10 protein-coding genes and 1 riboswitch are annotated in these 15085 nt (G+C 70.7%); of the genes, 4 read left to right on the forward strand and 6 right to left on the reverse strand.

Annotated features, from left to right (window positions below; genetic code table 11):
- Positions 1-22: 22 nt before the first annotated feature.
- The 3 genes from cydD to ABZW32_RS06960 form a co-directional block, all read right to left on the reverse strand.
- Positions 23-3568: a thiol reductant ABC exporter subunit CydD gene (gene cydD, locus ABZW32_RS06950; protein WP_356212213.1), complete on the reverse strand. Its 3546-nt coding sequence runs from the start codon at positions 3566-3568 to the stop codon at positions 23-25.
- Between the two features lie 87 nt (positions 3569-3655).
- Positions 3656-4657 carry a cytochrome d ubiquinol oxidase subunit II gene (gene cydB, locus ABZW32_RS06955; RefSeq protein WP_356212216.1) on the reverse strand — a complete coding sequence of 334 codons (1002 nt, stop codon included), beginning with the start codon at positions 4655-4657 and terminating at the stop codon, positions 3656-3658.
- Between the two features lie 18 nt (positions 4658-4675).
- The gene (locus ABZW32_RS06960) at positions 4676-6181 is read right to left on the reverse strand and encodes a cytochrome ubiquinol oxidase subunit I (protein WP_356212219.1); all 1506 of its coding nucleotides are present in this window, start codon (positions 6179-6181) and stop codon (positions 4676-4678) included.
- 189 nt (positions 6182-6370) lie between these two features.
- On the opposite strand from ABZW32_RS06960, the gene ABZW32_RS06965 reads away from it, so the two are divergent.
- Positions 6371-6739 (forward strand): cyclophilin-like fold protein, encoded by a 369-nt coding sequence (locus ABZW32_RS06965; protein ID WP_356212222.1) that lies wholly within the window; start codon positions 6371-6373, stop codon positions 6737-6739.
- Positions 6740-6781: 42 nt separating this feature from the next.
- Here the strand turns inward: ABZW32_RS06965 and hisC are convergent, their stop codons facing one another.
- Positions 6782-7864, reverse strand: coding sequence for a histidinol-phosphate transaminase (gene hisC / locus ABZW32_RS06970; RefSeq protein ID WP_356212225.1), 1083 nt, complete (start codon positions 7862-7864; stop codon positions 6782-6784).
- Between the two features lie 362 nt (positions 7865-8226).
- On the opposite strand from hisC, the gene ABZW32_RS06975 reads away from it, so the two are divergent.
- From ABZW32_RS06975 to ABZW32_RS06985, 3 genes are all read left to right on the forward strand, one after another.
- On the forward strand, positions 8227-9342 hold the full coding sequence (locus tag ABZW32_RS06975; RefSeq protein WP_356212226.1) for a LacI family DNA-binding transcriptional regulator: 1116 nt from the start codon (positions 8227-8229) through the stop codon (positions 9340-9342).
- Positions 9343-9572: 230 nt separating this feature from the next.
- Complete coding sequence (locus ABZW32_RS06980) at positions 9573-10814, forward strand: metallophosphoesterase (RefSeq protein ID WP_356212229.1); 1242 nt, start codon at positions 9573-9575, stop codon at positions 10812-10814.
- Positions 10815-10962: 148 nt separating this feature from the next.
- Positions 10963-11775, forward strand: coding sequence for a hypothetical protein (locus ABZW32_RS06985; protein ID WP_356212232.1), 813 nt, complete (start codon positions 10963-10965; stop codon positions 11773-11775).
- 97 nt (positions 11776-11872) lie between these two features.
- Here the strand turns inward: ABZW32_RS06985 and ABZW32_RS06990 are convergent, their stop codons facing one another.
- Together ABZW32_RS06990 and thiC are read right to left on the reverse strand one after the other, a co-directional pair.
- A complete protein-coding gene (locus tag ABZW32_RS06990; RefSeq protein ID WP_356212314.1) occupies positions 11873-12922 on the reverse strand; it encodes an aldo/keto reductase in 1050 nt (349 codons plus the stop codon).
- 175 nt (positions 12923-13097) lie between these two features.
- Positions 13098-14885: a phosphomethylpyrimidine synthase ThiC gene (gene thiC / locus ABZW32_RS06995; RefSeq protein WP_356212234.1), complete on the reverse strand. Its 1788-nt coding sequence runs from the start codon at positions 14883-14885 to the stop codon at positions 13098-13100.
- A riboswitch (TPP riboswitch) is annotated at positions 14880-15024 on the reverse strand. It overlaps the preceding gene by 6 nt.
- Positions 15025-15085 lie beyond the last annotated feature (61 nt).

Below are 15085 nucleotides of genomic sequence, written 5' to 3' on the forward strand. Positions count from 1 at the left end.
CCTTGAGAGTAGTTAGTCCCCTTTAGGAGGGAAAGTCAGCAAGGTGGAACTCGGCCAGCGCCCCGTCCGCCTCCCGTTCCCGTTCCAGGAGCCCGCGCAGCGGACCCTCGACCGCCGCCAGCTCGGCGTAGGCACCCCGCTGGACGACCGTTCCCCGGTCGAGGACGAGGACCTCGTCCACCGCTTCCAGCCCGGCCAGCCGGTGCGTGATCAGCACGGTGGTCCGGCCCTCGGTCGCCGCCAGCAGATCCGCCGTCAGGGCGTCCGCCGTCGCCAGGTCCAGGTGTTCGGCCGGCTCGTCCAGCACCAGCACCGGGAAGTCCGCCAGCAGCGCCCGTGCCAGGGCGAGCCGTTGGCGCTGTCCCCCGGAGATCCGCTCTCCGTGCTCGCCGACCAGGGTGTCCAGCCCGTCCGGCAGCCCGTCCGCCCACTCCAGCAGCCGGGCCGCGGCCAGGGCCTCGCGCAGTTCCTCCTCGCTCGCCCCGGTCCGGGCCAGACGCAGGTTCTCGCGGACCGAGCTGTCGAAGAGGTGCGCGTCCTGGGCGCACAGGCCCACGAAGCGGCGTACGTCGTCGCCGTCCAGGGTGCGCGCGTCGACACCGCCCAGGGTGTACCCGCCCTCGCGCTGGTCCAGGAACCGCAGCAGGACCTGGGCCAGGGTGGTCTTGCCCGAGCCCGAGGGCCCGACGACCGCGATGCGCCGCCCCGCGTCCAGGGTCAGGTCCAGCCCGTGCAGCGCGTCACGCTGCTGGCCCGGGTGGCGGGCGGCCAGTCCGGTCAGCCGCAGCGGGAAGGGCGAGGCCGCCGGCTCGGCCGGCTCCGCCGGCTCGGTGACCGGCACGGGCGCGTCGATGACCTCGTAGACCCGCTCCGCGCTACGACGCACCCGCTGGCGGTACTGGACCGCCAGCGGCAGCCCGCTGACCGCCTCGAAGGCGGCGAGCGGGGTGAGCACCACCACCGCCATGGCCACTCCGGACAGCCGTCCGGAGGCGACGGCCCCCGCGCCCGCGAGGGCCGCGCACACCACCGTGAGCCCGCACACCAGCGCCGACAGCCCGCCGCCGAGTCCGGTGGCGGCGGCCCCGCGCGAGGCGATCCGGGTCAACACGCCGTCGCTCTCCCGCGCCCGCCCCTTCCGGTCGGCCAGGGCTCCGGCGACGGTGAGTTCGGCGGTCCCGGTCAGCAGGTCGGCCACCCGGGTGGCGAGCTCGCCCCGCGCGGGTGCCAGTCGCCGCTCCGCTGCCCGCGAGCAGGCCCCGCTCACCAGCGGCACGACGACGCCGGCCAGGAGCAGCCCCACCGCGAGCACGGCCCCGGCCTCGGGCAGCAGCCAGGCGGTGAACGCCACCGACCCGGTGCCGACCAGTACCGCAGTGCCGACCGGCAGCAGCCAGCGCAGCCAGTAGTCCTGCAGGGCGTCGGCGTCCGCGACCAGCCGTGACAGCAGGTCCCCGCGCCGCTGCTCCCGCAGTCCGGCGGGCGCGATCCGCTCCAGGCGGCGGTACACCGCGACCCGCAGATCCGCGAGCATCCGCAGCACGGCGTCGTGCGACACGAGCCGCTCCGCGTAGCGGAAGACGGCCCGCCCGATACCGAAGGCACGCGTTGCCGTGACGGCCACCATCAGGTACATCACCGGCGGCTGCTGCGAGGCCCGGGAGATCAGCCATCCGGACACGGCCATCAGGCCGACGCTGCAGCCGACGGCCAGCGCACCCAGCAGCAGCCCGCGCCCGAAGCGGCCCTGCCACGCCGACGCCACCGCCCGCACCCGGCGCAGCGGGTCACCGCCGCCGGTGTCGCCGCCCCCGGCGACCGCGTCCCCCTCGGGCGCCGCACCCAGGATCCACTCCCCGGGATCGGCCGCCGCCGGACCTCGCGGGGCACTCACCACTGCCGGGACCGGGTCCGCGGAGGGGACCGGAGCCCCCTCGCCCACCCGCACCACCCGGTCGGCCACGGCCAGCAGCGCCGGCCGGTGCACCACCAGCAGCACGGTCCGCCCGACCGCGAGACGGCGTACGGCCTCCACCACGGCGGCCTCGGTACCACCGTCCAGGGCGGCCGTCGGTTCGTCCAGCAGCAGCACCGGCCGGTCCGCGAGGAACGCCCGGGCCAGGGCCAGTCGCTGGCGCTGGCCGGCGGACAGGCCCACCCCGCCCTCACCGAGCGGGGTCCGCGTCCCGCCCGGCAGGGCCGACACGAACTCCCACGCCCCGGCGTCGCGCAGCGCGGCCTCGACGGCCTCGTCGCAAGCCCCGGGGCGGGCCAGCCGTACGTTCTCGGCGATCGTCCCCGCGAACAGGTGCGGGCGCTGCGGCACCCAGGCCACCCGCTCCCGCCACTGCTCCAGGGAGAGCGCGCCCAGGTCCGCGTCCCCGATCCGGACCCGCCCGCCGGTCGGCGTCACGAAGCCCAGCAGCACGTGGAGCAGGGTGGACTTGCCCGCCCCGCTGGGCCCGGTGAGGGCCACGCACTCGCCCGGCGCGACGGCGAACGACACCGGTCCGGGCGAGCTCGCGCTCCGCCCCTCGTAGCGGACCTCGACCGAGTCGAACTCGATCCGCAGCCCGTCGGCGGGCACCGGCGCCCCGCCGCCCGGCGCGGGGGCGGGGGTCTCCAGCACCTCGAAGATCTGCTCCGCGGCGGCCAGCCCCTCGGCGGCCGCGTGGTACTGCGCCCCGACCTGCCGCAGCGGCAGGTACGCCTCCGGTGCCAGGATCAGGATGACCAGACCGGTGTACAGGTCGAGTTCCCCGTGCACGAGCCGCATGCCGATGGTGACCGCGACCAGCGCGACCGAAAGCGTGGCGAGCAGCTCCAGCGCGAACGAGGAGAGGAAGGCGATGCGCAGCGTGCGCATCGTGGCCCGGCGGTAGTCGTCGGTGATCGAGCGGATCGACTCGGCCTGCGCCTTGGCCCGGCCGAAGACCTTGAGCGTCGGGAGCCCCGACACGACGTCCAGGAAGTGCCCCGAGAGCCGGGACAGCAGCCGCCACTGGCGGTCCATCCGGTTCTGCGTGGCCATACCGATCAGGATCATGAACAGCGGGATCAGCGGCAGGGTGACCACGATGATGGCCGCCGACACCCAGTCCTCGGTGACGATCCGGGCGAGGACCGCCACCGGGACCACCACCGCGAGCCCCAGCTGGGGCAGGTAGCGGGAGAAGTAGTCGTCGAGCGCGTCCACGCCCCGGGTGGCCAGCGCCACCAGCGAACCCGTCCGGTGGCCGTCGAGCCGTCCCGGCCCCAGGTCCGCGGCCCGTTCCAGCAGCCGGCCCCGCAGCTCCGACTTGACCGCCGCACTGGCCCGGTGCGCGGCGAGCTCCGTGAGCCAGGCGACCAGCCCGCGCCCCAGGGCCACCGCCGCGAGCAGCAGCAGGGGCGTCCGCAGCGCCCCTCCGTCGAGCCCCTGCTCGAAGGCGCCGACCACGATCTCGGCGATGAGCATCGCCTGACCGATCACCAGCCCGGCCCCGGCGAGCCCCAGGGCGACCACCGCCCCGAGGAAGAGGCGGGTGGAACGGGCGTACCGCAGCAGGCGCGGGTCGATCGGTTTCACGTGAAACATCCCCTCGGCAGGGTCAGGCAGGAACCGGTCCCCCGGGCCGTCCGTCGGATACGGGCGGCCCGGGGGCCGGGCGCGGGGTCAGTGCGCGTCGGCGATGTGCTGCGTACCGATGCGCTTGCGGAACACCCAGTAGGTCCAACCCTGGTAGAGCATGACGAGCGGAGCGGTGATGACCGCGCACCAGGTCATGATCTTCAGCGTGTACGGGGTGGACGAGGCGTTGGTGACCGTGAGGCTCCACGCGTCGTTCAGCGAGGACGGCATGACGTTCGGGAACAGCGCCAGGAAGAGCATCGTGACGGCAGCCGCGATGGTGATCCCCGACAGGGCGAACGACCAGCCCTCCCGGCCCGCCAGGTTGCAGCCGATCGCCGCGACCAGCGCCACCACGGCGACGGCCATGGCGATCAGGCTCCAGCCGTCACCGCGCGAGACCTGGGTCCAGATCAGGAAGACGAGGGCCAGTACGGCCGTCACCACGCCCAGCCGGGTCGCCAGCGCGCGCGAGCGCTCCCGGATGTCCCCGACGGTCTTCAGCGAGGCGAAGACCGCTCCGTGGAAGGTGAAGAGGGTGAGGGTGACCAGGCCGCCGAGGATCGAGTAGACGTTGAGCAGGTCGAAGAGGCTGCCGACGTACTCCATGTCCTGGTCGATCTTCACTCCGCGCACCATGTTGGCGAAGGCCACGCCCCACAGGAACGCGGGGATCAGCGAGGTCCAGAAGATCGCGTGTTCCCAGTTGGTCTGCCACCTGTCCTCGGGGCGCTTGTGGCGGTACTCGAAGGAGACGCCCCGGATGATCAGGCAGATCAGGATGAGCAGCAGGGGCAGGTAGAAGCCGGAGAAGAGGGTGGCGTACCACTCCGGGAAGGCGGCGAAGGTGGCGCCGCCCGCCGAGAGCAGCCAGACCTCGTTGCCGTCCCAGACGGGTCCGATCGTGTTGATCAGGACCCGCCGCTCCTTGCGGTCGCGGGCGAGCAGCTTGGTCAGGACACCGATTCCGAAGTCGAAGCCCTCCAGGAAGAAGTAGCCGGTCCACAGGACGGCGATCAGTACGAACCAGACGTCGTGAAGTTCCATGGTGTGGTCTCCTCAGCCTCAGTACGAGAAGGCCATCGGCCGGTCGGGGTTCTTGTCGTCCCCGCCGATCCTGGTGGGCGGGTTGAGGTCGTCCTCGGTGAGTTCCGGGGGACCGGCCTTGACGTATTTCACGAGGAGCCTGACCTCGATCACCGCGAGCACGGCGTAGAGCAGGGTGAAGCCGATCATCGAGGTGAGCACCTCGCCCTGGGACACGCCCGGCGAGACCGCGTCCCGGGTGCGCAGGACGCCGTAGACCACCCAGGGCTGGCGGCCCATCTCGGTGAAGATCCAGCCCCAGGAGTTGGCGATGAGCGGGAAGCACATGGTCCAGAGCGCGACGAGCCAGTACATCCGGGCCCACCGGTGGCTGAGCGCCTTCTTGAAGAGGACGAGATGGGGGACCTCGTCCTCACCGGTGCGCAGGGCCTGCGGCAGCAGGAAGCGCTTGCGGGTCAGCCACAGCCCCAGCATGCCGATCCCGAGGGAGGCCATGCCGAAGCCGATCATCCAGCGGAAGCTCCAGTAGGCGACGGGGATGTTGGGCCGGTAGTCGCCGGGGCCGTACTTCTCCTGCTCGGCCTTGTTGACGTCGTTGATGCCCGGGACGAAGGAGGTGAAGTCGTTGTTGGCGAGGAAGGACAGCAGGCCCGGGATCTCTATGGCCACCTTGTTGTGGCCCTTCTCCACGTCGCCGTAGGCGAAGACGGAGAAGGGGGCGGGTGCCTCGCCGTCCCAGAGGGCCTCGGCGGCGGCCATCTTCATGGGCTGCTGCTTGAACATGACCTTGCCGAGCATGTCGCCGCTGATGGCGGTACCGAGACCCGCGATGATCATGACGACCAGGCCGAGCCTCAGCGAGCTGCGCATCACGGGGATGTGCTTCTTGCGCGCGAGGTGGAAGGCGGCGATGCCGACCATGAACGCGCCGCCGACCAGGAAGGCGGCCGTGATGGTGTGGAAGAACTGGGTGAGCGCGGTGTCCTGCGTGAGGACCTTCCAGAAGTCCGTGAGCTCCGCCCGGCCCCGCTCCTCGTTGATGCGGTACCCGACCGGGTGCTGCATCCAGGAATTGGCCGCCAGGATGAAGTAGGCGGACAGGACCGTGCCGATGGAGACCATCCAGATGCAGGCCAGGTGGATCTTCTTCGGCAGCTTGTCCCAGCCGAAGATCCACAGGCCGATGAAGGTCGACTCGAAGAAGAAGGCGATCAGCGCCTCGAAGGCCAGCGGTGCACCGAAGATGTCGCCTACGAATCGCGAGTAGTCGGACCAGTTCATGCCGAACTGGAACTCCTGGACGATGCCGGTGACGACACCCATCGCGATATTGATCAAGAAAAGCTTGCCCCAGAACTTCGTGGCCCTGAGGTACTTCTCCTTCTCCGTGCGCACCCAGGCGGTCTGCAGGCCGGCGGTCAGCGCGGCCAGCGAGATCGTGAGCGGAACGAAGAGGAAGTGGTAGACGGTGGTGATACCGAACTGCCAGCGCGCCAATGTCTCAGGCGCCAAAGCTAGGTCCACGTCGTCTTCTCCTTGTCGTCGCCGTGGTCACAGCGGGCAGTCTGCCTGGCGGGTTCCTCCTATAACGGGAGGAAGCAGGACACGCTTGTGAACGCGTTCACATTCACAAGCATTATGGCGCACCCGTTTCGACGGCTTTCAGCCGGGGTCCCCCTAGCCAGAAAATTCAACAGATTGTTGAATGTGGCCATGCAGATTCGAATCTCATGGCCTGCGGGCCTGCTCACCGCCACCCTCGACGACACCCCGACCGGCAAGGCGCTGGCCGCGGCCCTGCCGATTTCGGCCTCCGCGCACACCTGGGGCGAAGAGGTCTACTTCGACACCGGGGTCTCCGTGGCCCTGGAGGACGACGCCCGGCAGGTCGTCGAGCCCGGCACGGTCGCGTTCTGGACCGAGGGCGACGCACTCGCGCTCCCCTACGGCCCCACGCCCATATCGCGCGGAGGCGAGAGCCGCCTGGCGAGCCCCTGCAACGTGCTCGGCTCGTTCGACGGCGACCCCCGCCTCCTGGCCACCGTCCGCGACGGCGACCCCATCCGCGTGGAACTGGTCTGAGGACCCCGGCTCCCCGAGGTCACCCACCGCTCCCGCCGTTCCCTACAGCTCCTTGAAGAACGCCGCCGCCGTGTGCAGGAAGAGGTCGTTCGCCTCGGTCTCACCGATCGTGACCCGCAGGCCCTCGCCCGCGAAGGGCCGGACCACCACACCGGCCTTCTCGCAGGCCGCCGCGAACTCGGCCGTCCGCTCCCCCAGCCGCATCCACACGAAGTTGGCCTGCGTGTCCGGGACGACCGTCCAGCCCTGGGCCAGCAGCGTGGCGTGAACCCGCGTGCGCTCGCCCACCAGGGACCCGACCCGGCCCATCAGCTCGTCCTCCGCCCGCAGCGAGGCCACGGCCGCGTCCTGCGCGAGCTGACTGACGCCGAAGGGCACCGCCGTCTTGCGCAGCGCGGCGGCCACCGGCTCGTGCGCCACCGCGAAGCCGACGCGCAGCCCGGCGAGGCCGTACGCCTTGGAGAACGTGCGCAGCACGGCGACGTTGGGGCGGTCACGGTAGAGCTCGATGCCGTCCGGAACGTCGGTGTCGCGCACGAACTCGCGGTACGCCTCGTCCAGCACCACCAGGACGTCCGAGGGAACCCGGTCCAGGAACCGCTCCAGCTCGGCACGGCGCACCGCGGTACCGGTGGGGTTGTTGGGGTTGCAGACGAAAATCAGCCGGGTCCGGTCGGTGATCGCCGCGGCCATCGCGTCCAGGTCGTGCACGTCGCCGTCGGTCAGCGGGACCTGTACGGACGTCGCGCCCGAGATCTGCGTGATGATCGGGTACGCCTCGAAGGACCGCCAGGCGTAGATGACCTCGTCGCCCGGGCCGGCCGTCGACTGGATCAGCGACTGGGCCACGCCCACGGAGCCGGTGCCCGTGGCGATGTGCTCGACCGGCACCCCGAAGCGCTCCGCCAGCTCGTTCACCAGACCGGTGCACGCCATGTCGGGGTAGCGGTTGAACCGGCCCGCGGCGGCGACCGCGCTCTCCAGCACCCCCGGCAGCGGCGGGTACGGGTTCTCGTTCGAGGACAGCTTGAACGCGACGGCCCCGCCCCCGGCCGCGGGCTTGCCGGGCTTGTAGGTGGGAATGCCGTCCAGCTCGGCGCGCAGCTTCGGGCTCTTCTCGCTCACCGCAGGTCCTCCTCGACCGTCCCGCCGACCTCTCCGTCGACTCAATACTGCTCACCTTATGAGGATTCCGCCGATCCGAGAATGGCGGGCGCCAGGATCACTGGGGGAGCGCGCGCATATATGCGCGCGCCGGTGGCCCGCGCCGTGGCGCGCGTCCCTCGTGCAGGTGAGTTGAGAGCGGCCGGAAGCGGCTCCGTTTTGGCATGCTCCTACCCGCCGACAAGCCCCACCATCACCTTGAGCCACCAAAAACCTTCAATTCCAAGGTCATTGAGGGTGGCGAACCATGCAGAAACGTGCCTGTCAACGCGTGCATATGCACCCGGACCGCCCACCCCTCAGAGCCCTAATATCGGCTCGCCATGACAGCAGCAGGGAAGCATCAGGTGAGCCGGACCGAGAGCACCCGGCGGGTCGGCGGCCGACAGGGCCGGGCCGGCATCCGAGACGTGGCCGCCGCGGCGGGCGTCTCCATCACAACCGTCTCCGACGCGCTCAATGGCAAGGGGCGGCTGCCGGACGCCACCCGCCGCCACGTCCGCGAGGTCGCCGACCGGCTGGGCTACCGCCCTTCCGCGGCGGCCCGAACCCTCCGTACCGGCAAGTCCGGCCTCATCGGCCTGACCGTGACCACGTACGGGGATGAACCTTTCACCTTCACCGAATTCGCGTACTTCGCCGAGATGGCACGGGCCGCCACCTCCGCCGCGCTGGCCCGTGGCTACGCCCTCGTCATCCTCCCCGCCACCTCACGACACGACGTCTGGTCCAACGTGGCCCTCGACGGCACCGTCGTGATCGACCCCTCCGACCACGACCCGGTCGTCAGCGAGCTGGTCCGCCAGGGCCTGCCCGTGGTCTCCGACGGCCGCCCGGCAGGCACCCTCCCCGTCACCGCCTGGGTCGACAACGACCACGAGGCCGCCGTCCTGGGCCTGCTCGACCACCTCGCCGCCGCCGGCGCCCGCCGCATCGGGCTGCTGACCGGCACCACCACCGACACCTACACCCGACTCTCCACGACCGCCTACCTGAACTGGTGCGAACGCGTCGGCCAGGATCCCGTCTACGAGTCCTACCCCGCCCACGACCCGTGCGCCGGCGCCGTGGCCGCCGACCGCCTGCTCGCCCGGCCCGACCGGCCGGACGCCGTCTACGGGCTGTTCGACCCCAACGGCACCGACCTGCTCGCCGCAGCCCGGCGCTACGGCCTGCGCGTGCCCGAGGACCTGCTCCTCGTGTGCTGCAGCGAGTCGACCGTCTACGCCAACACCGAACCGCCCATCACGACCCTCTCCCTCAAACCGCGCCGGATCGGCACCGCCGTCGTGCAGTTGCTGATCGACGCGATCGAGGGCGTCGACACCGGACGCCCCGTGGAACAGGTCATCCCGACCGAACTGATCATCCGCACTTCCTCGCAGCGCAGGACACCCCGGACCACCGTGAGCCCACCCCGCTCGCCGGCCCAGGACTGACCGCCACACCCACCCCAATGGCGCGGCCGCCGGCGCTGCCGAGGATTCAGCAACACCCATATCGGGAGAAAACAGCAGGAAGGATCGGCTCCGGACAGGATTCACCACCCCTGGTGCGTCACAGAGCGCGAGCCGCATTCCTATGATGGGCGCACGACATCACGGACCCTCCGCCCAGGAGGCAGGAGGGTCCGCAGGTGTACGGCAGCGCGACGGTGGTGGAGGGGTCGATGACTCAGGGGGCCGGTCAGGGACCCGCGATGCGGACGGACACGCTGCGGGACTTCCGGGTGCCGGTCTCCGAACCCGCACCGTACGGCGTGTCCGCCGGGCTGCCCGGCGAAAGCCCGGTGTACGGCGAGTACCCCGCGTACTACGCCGAAGGCGCGCCCGCGGACCCGCGGCCCGGGTACCCGCCGGAGCCCGCGCGGCCTCCGGGGGGCGGCCCCGTCGCCTACCCCGAGACGGAGACCGTCCCGCACCAGCGGCCCTCCGCCCACGCGGAGTTCCCCGACGCGGACCCCGCGGACGACGGCTACACGCCCACGCGGCGCGACCTGCCCGTCATCGGGCGCGGCGCCGTCTCCGGCGGGCCCGGTGACACCGTCCAGGTCCACTACGTCCCCCAGGACGCCCCGGCCGCCGGCCCGGGTCCCCTGTACGTCGTCGGCGACGTCCACGGGTACCTCGACGAGCTCGTCACGGAACTCCGGGCCCAGGACCTGATCGACGCCGACCACCACTGGTCCGCCGGGAACGCCCGGCTCTGGTTCCTCGGCGACTTCACCGACCGCGGTCCCGACGGCATCGGCGTCATCGACCTCGTCATGCGGCTGTCCGCCGAGGCCGCCGCCGCCGGCGGCTACTGCAAGGCCCTGATGGGCAATCACGAACTCCTGCTCATCGGCGCCAAGCGGTTCGGCGACACCCCGATCCAGTCCGGCGCGGGCACCGCCACCTTCCAGGCGGCCTGGCTCCTCAACGGCGGCCAGCGCACCGACATGGACCGGCTGGAAGACGTGCACCTGCAGTGGATGTCCCGGCTCGACGCGGCCACCCTGGCGGACGGACACCTGCTGCTGCACTCCGACACCACCGCCTACCTCGACTACGGCGACTCCATCGAGGACGTCAACGACACCATCCACGAACTGCTCAACCGCCATGACGCGGACATCACGTGGGACCTCTTCAGGAAGTTCACCAAGCGCTTCGCCTTCCGCGACGAGGAGACCGGGCCCGGAGCCGTACGCGAACTCCTCGGCACCTACGGCGGCGGACGCGTCGTCCACGGCCACAGCCCGATCCCCTACCTGCTCGGCGAGGTGGGCACCGAGGACGGCGACGAGTCCCACGGACCGGAGGCCGTCGACGGACCGCACGTGTACGCGGACGGCCTGGCCATCGCGATGGACGGCGGCGTGACCATGGAAGGCAAGCTGCTCGTCGTTCAACTACCTCTGAGCGACTGAGCGTTCTCGGAGCGGGGTAATTCAGCAAAGCCCCTGTCACCGCGTGGCAGGGGCGCTCTACCATCGCTCTATCCGTAGCAGGCTCTCCTCCGTTTGTGCCGGCGCCCGGGTCTACGCGGGCATACCGGCTTGTACGGAGCACAGGGGGATGCACATGACCAGCGCTCCGCACCTGCTGACCGAAGACCGACCCGAGTTCGACCGGCTCCTCGACGAGGCACTGCGCACGGCGGACGAACGGCCCGAACTCGCCACTCTCGGCGAACGTCTGAACGCCGAACAGCTGCGCACGATGGCGCTCGGCGCCAGCGCCCTGCTCACCGCGGCCGCCGCCGCCGAGTACGACCACTACGTCAAGGTCCGCGAGGAACTGCGCGAAGAGGCCCTGACCGCCTCCGTGACCGGCATCGACGACGACACCGACCAGGGGGACGGAGCCGGCGCGAGCGCCGTGATCGCCGTCCTCGCGCCCGTCCTGGCGGGCACCGCCATGCTGATCTTCCTGCTGGTCGGCTACAGCCTGAAGATGATCGACCCCGAACCGGCCTTCGCCAGGACGATGTTGACGGCGGGCTGGCTCTTCGGCGGACTGACCGTGGCAGCCCTGCTCTTCGCGGTCATCGGGCTCCTCGTGACGGCGATACGCAACAGCTCGACGGAGGTGGCGGCCGAGGAGGCCGTGCCGATACCCGACGAGCTCTCCCGGGCCCGCGAGGCCTGGCGCAACGCGCTGCTGGAGCGGGGCATCATGCCGTTCCTGCGCGACGCGCTCGCCGACCCAAGCGCCGGAACCGGCTACCCCGTGCCCCGCACGCCCGGGGCCGGGCGCATCCCCAACCTGGGATACACCCGGCCCGACTTCACCAGCCCGGGACCCCGCTCACAGGGTCCCCGGCCCGGCTACACGCCGCCGGACTTCACCAGCCCCGACTTCGGCGGCCCGGAGCACGAGCCGGAGTAGACCGGCTCCGGAGAACCGCACCCGCCGATGTTTCACGTGAAACCACGCGCCGGACGCCAGGTGCCGGCAACGGGTATCCGACGGCGGGCGCGCCCGGCTACCCCGCGGCCCGGTCGTGCAGCGCCCGTCGCCGCTGAGAGGCGTCCGCCAGCGCCGGAGCACGCCAGACACCGTCCGGGTGGTAGAGGTTCACGCCCGGTGCGACGATCTCGTCGATCCGGTCCAGCACCGCGTCGTCGAGCACCAGACCGGCCCCCTTCACCAGGGACTCCATCTGTTCCATGGTCCGCGGACCGATGATCACCGAGGTGACCGCGGGGTGCGCGACGGGGAAGGCGACCGCCAGCTCCGGCAGGGTGCAGCCGATCTCCTCGGCCAGCGCGACGAGCTGCTCCACGGCCTCCAGCTTGGCGACGTTGACGGGAATCGCCGGATCGAAGCGCGCCGGGTTCAGCGCCGCCCGCCCCGAGGTCAGGTCGACGGGCCGGCCCAGCCGTTGCTTCCCGCTCAGGAAGCCCGAGGCCAGCGGACTCCAGGTCAGCACGCCCATCCCGTAGCGACGGGCGACCGGCAGGACGTCGGCCTCGATCCCCCGCGCCAGGATCGAGTACGGCGGCTGCTCGGTCCGGAAGCGGTGCAGCGCCCGCCGCTCGGCGACGTGATGGGCCTCGACCAGTTCCTCGGCGGGGAAGGTCGAACACCCGAAGGAGCGGATCTTCCCCGCCGTGACGAGGTCGCCGAGGACGGACAGCGTCTCCTCGACATCGGTCGTGTGGTCCGGGCGGTGCACCTGGTAGAGGTCGATCCAGTCGGTGTCCAGCCGCCGCAGGCTGTCCTCCACGGCACGGACGATCCAACGCCGTGAATTGCCGCTGCGGTTGCGCCCCTCTCCCATCTGGAAGTGGACCTTCGTGGCGAGCACGACGTCGTCGCGCCGCCCCTTGAGCGCCTTGCCGACGATCACCTCGGACTCTCCGGCGGAGTACATGTCCGCGGTGTCGACGAAGTTGATGCCCAGGTCGAGCGCGGCGTGGATGATCCGCCCGCACTCCTCGTGATCGGGGTTCCCCACGGCCCCGAACATCATCGTTCCGAGGCAGTGCGCACTCACCTCGATGCCGGTCCCACCCAGATTTCGGTATCGCATGGTCATGCGCCCGCACTCTAGGAGTTGGAGCGCACTTCAAGGCAAGACCATTCCGCCGGTCAACCGCACACGGCTTTCCGGTCACCCCCGCTCCCGGTCCCGCCGGACCGGGACGGGACGGGCCCGCGACTCCCCCCATGGGTCGCGGGTCCGTCGACGTCCGGGGTGCCCCGGGTCAGTCCGCCAGGGGGAGGTAGACCCGGTTGCCGGCGGCGGCGAACTCGGCGGACTTCTCCGCCATGCCCGCCTGGATCTCCTCGGCCTTCAGGTCACCGCCGTGCTCGCGGCGGATGTCCTGGGAGATCTTCATGGAACAGAACTTCGGACCGCACATGGAGCAGAAGTGCGCGGTCTTCGCGGGCTCGGCCGGAAGGGTCTCGTCGTGGAACTCGCGGGCCGTGTCCGGGTCGAGGGCCAGGTTGAACTGGTCCTCCCAGCGGAACTCGAACCGCGCGTCCGACAGGGCGTCGTCCCATTCCTGGGCGCCCGGGTGGCCCTTGGCCAGGTCCGCGGCGTGAGCGGCGATCTTGTAGGTGATCACACCGGTCTTCACGTCGTCCCGGTTCGGGAGGCCCAGGTGCTCCTTGGGCGTGACGTAGCAGAGCATCGCGGTGCCCCACCAAGCGATCATCGCGGCGCCGATGCCCGAGGTGATGTGGTCGTACGCGGGCGCGACGTCCGTGGTCAGCGGGCCGAGCGTGTAGAACGGCGCCTCCTCGCAGATCTCCTGCTGGAGGTCGATGTTCTCCTTGATCTTGTGCATCGGGACGTGGCCCGGGCCCTCGATCATGGTCTGCACGTTGTGCCGCTTGGCGATCGTGTTCAGCTCGCCCAGCGTCTTCAGCTCGGCGAACTGCGCCGCGTCGTTGGCGTCCGCGATCGAGCCGGGACGCAGACCGTCGCCCAGCGAGTACGTGACGTCGTACGTCGCGAGGATCTCGCAGAGCTCCTCGAAGTTCGTGTAGAGGAAGTTCTCCTTGTGGTGCGCCAGGCACCACGCGGCCATGATCGAGCCACCGCGCGAGACGATGCCGGTCTTGCGACGGGCGGTCAGCGGCACGTAGGGCAGCAGCACGCCGGCGTGGACCGTCATGTAGTCGACGCCCTGCTCGGCCTGCTCGATGACCGTGTCCTTGTAGATCTCCCAGGTCAGGTCCTCGGCACGGCCGTCGACCTTCTCCAGCGCCTGGTAGAGCGGCACGGTCCCGATCGGGACGGGGGAGTTGCGCAGGACCCACTCGCGCGTGGTGTGGATGTTGCGGCCGGTCGAGAGGTCCATGACCGTGTCGGCGCCCCACTTGGTCGCCCAGGTCATCTTGTCGACCTCCTCCTCGATGGAGGAGGTGACCGCGGAGTTGCCGATGTTGGCGTTGACCTTCACCAGGAACCGCTTGCCGATGATCATCGGCTCGATCTCCGGGTGGTTCACGTTGGCCGGAAGCACGGCACGACCTGCTGCGATCTCCTCGCGGACGACCTCGGGGGAGACGTTCTCGCGGATCGCGACGTACTCCATCTCCGGGGTGATCTCGCCCCGGCGGGCGTACGCGAGCTGGGTGACGGCGGCGCCGCCACGGCCGCGGCGGGGCTGGCGGGGCCGGCCCGGGAAGACGGCGTCGAGGTTCTTGAGTCCGCCGCGCGGCGAGGTGTGCTTGATGCCGTCGTCCTCGGGGCGCACGGGACGTCCCGCGTACTCCTCGGTGTCGCCGCGGCCGATGATCCAGTTCTCGCGCAGGGGCGGCAGGCCCCGGCGCACGTCGGTCTCGATCTGCGGGTCGGTGTACGGCCCGGACGTGTCGTAGAGCGTGACGTCCTTGCCGTTGGTGAGGTGGACCTGGCGGACCGGCACCCGGATGTCCGGGCGGGAGCCCGCCAGGTATCCCTTGTGCCAGCCGGGCTGGCGCTCGGTCTGGCCGTCGGCGTCCTGGCTGACGGCAGGCGTGCGTGCGTCCTGAATGGTCATGAGACCTGATCTCCCTACGCCGGCATTACCCGGTAACAGGTTCGGCGGTCGACGCAGCCTCTTCCCGTACGCATTTTCATGCGCGTACGGTGATCAGCGCCCTCTCAGCCCGGTGCTCCGAGCTCCCGCGTTGTGCAAAGTAGCCCCCACGCTAGCGTCATCTGTGGCGTGCTGAACAGTGGGCCCCCTCATCTCTTGCG

The sequence above is a fragment of the Streptomyces sp. NPDC004667 genome (genome assembly GCF_040609475.1).
GTDB lineage: Bacteria > Actinomycetota > Actinomycetes > Streptomycetales > Streptomycetaceae > Streptomyces.

What these genes read in the sequence shown, in the direction of transcription:
- cydB (WP_356212216.1), bottom strand. Translation starts at nt 4,657, where the DNA reads ATGGAACTTCACGACGTCTGGTTCGTACTGATCGCCGTCCTGTGGACC.
- ABZW32_RS06965 (WP_356212222.1), top strand. Translation starts at nt 6,371, where the DNA reads ATGCAGATTCGAATCTCATGGCCTGCGGGCCTGCTCACCGCCACCCTC.
- ABZW32_RS06975 (WP_356212226.1), top strand. Translation starts at nt 8,227, where the DNA reads ATGACAGCAGCAGGGAAGCATCAGGTGAGCCGGACCGAGAGCACCCGG.
- ABZW32_RS06980 (WP_356212229.1), top strand. Translation starts at nt 9,573, where the DNA reads ATGACTCAGGGGGCCGGTCAGGGACCCGCGATGCGGACGGACACGCTG.
- ABZW32_RS06985 (WP_356212232.1), top strand. Translation starts at nt 10,963, where the DNA reads ATGCACATGACCAGCGCTCCGCACCTGCTGACCGAAGACCGACCCGAG.
- ABZW32_RS06990 (WP_356212314.1), bottom strand. Translation starts at nt 12,922, where the DNA reads ATGCGATACCGAAATCTGGGTGGGACCGGCATCGAGGTGAGTGCGCAC.
- thiC (WP_356212234.1), bottom strand. Translation starts at nt 14,885, where the DNA reads ATGACCATTCAGGACGCACGCACGCCTGCCGTCAGCCAGGACGCCGAC.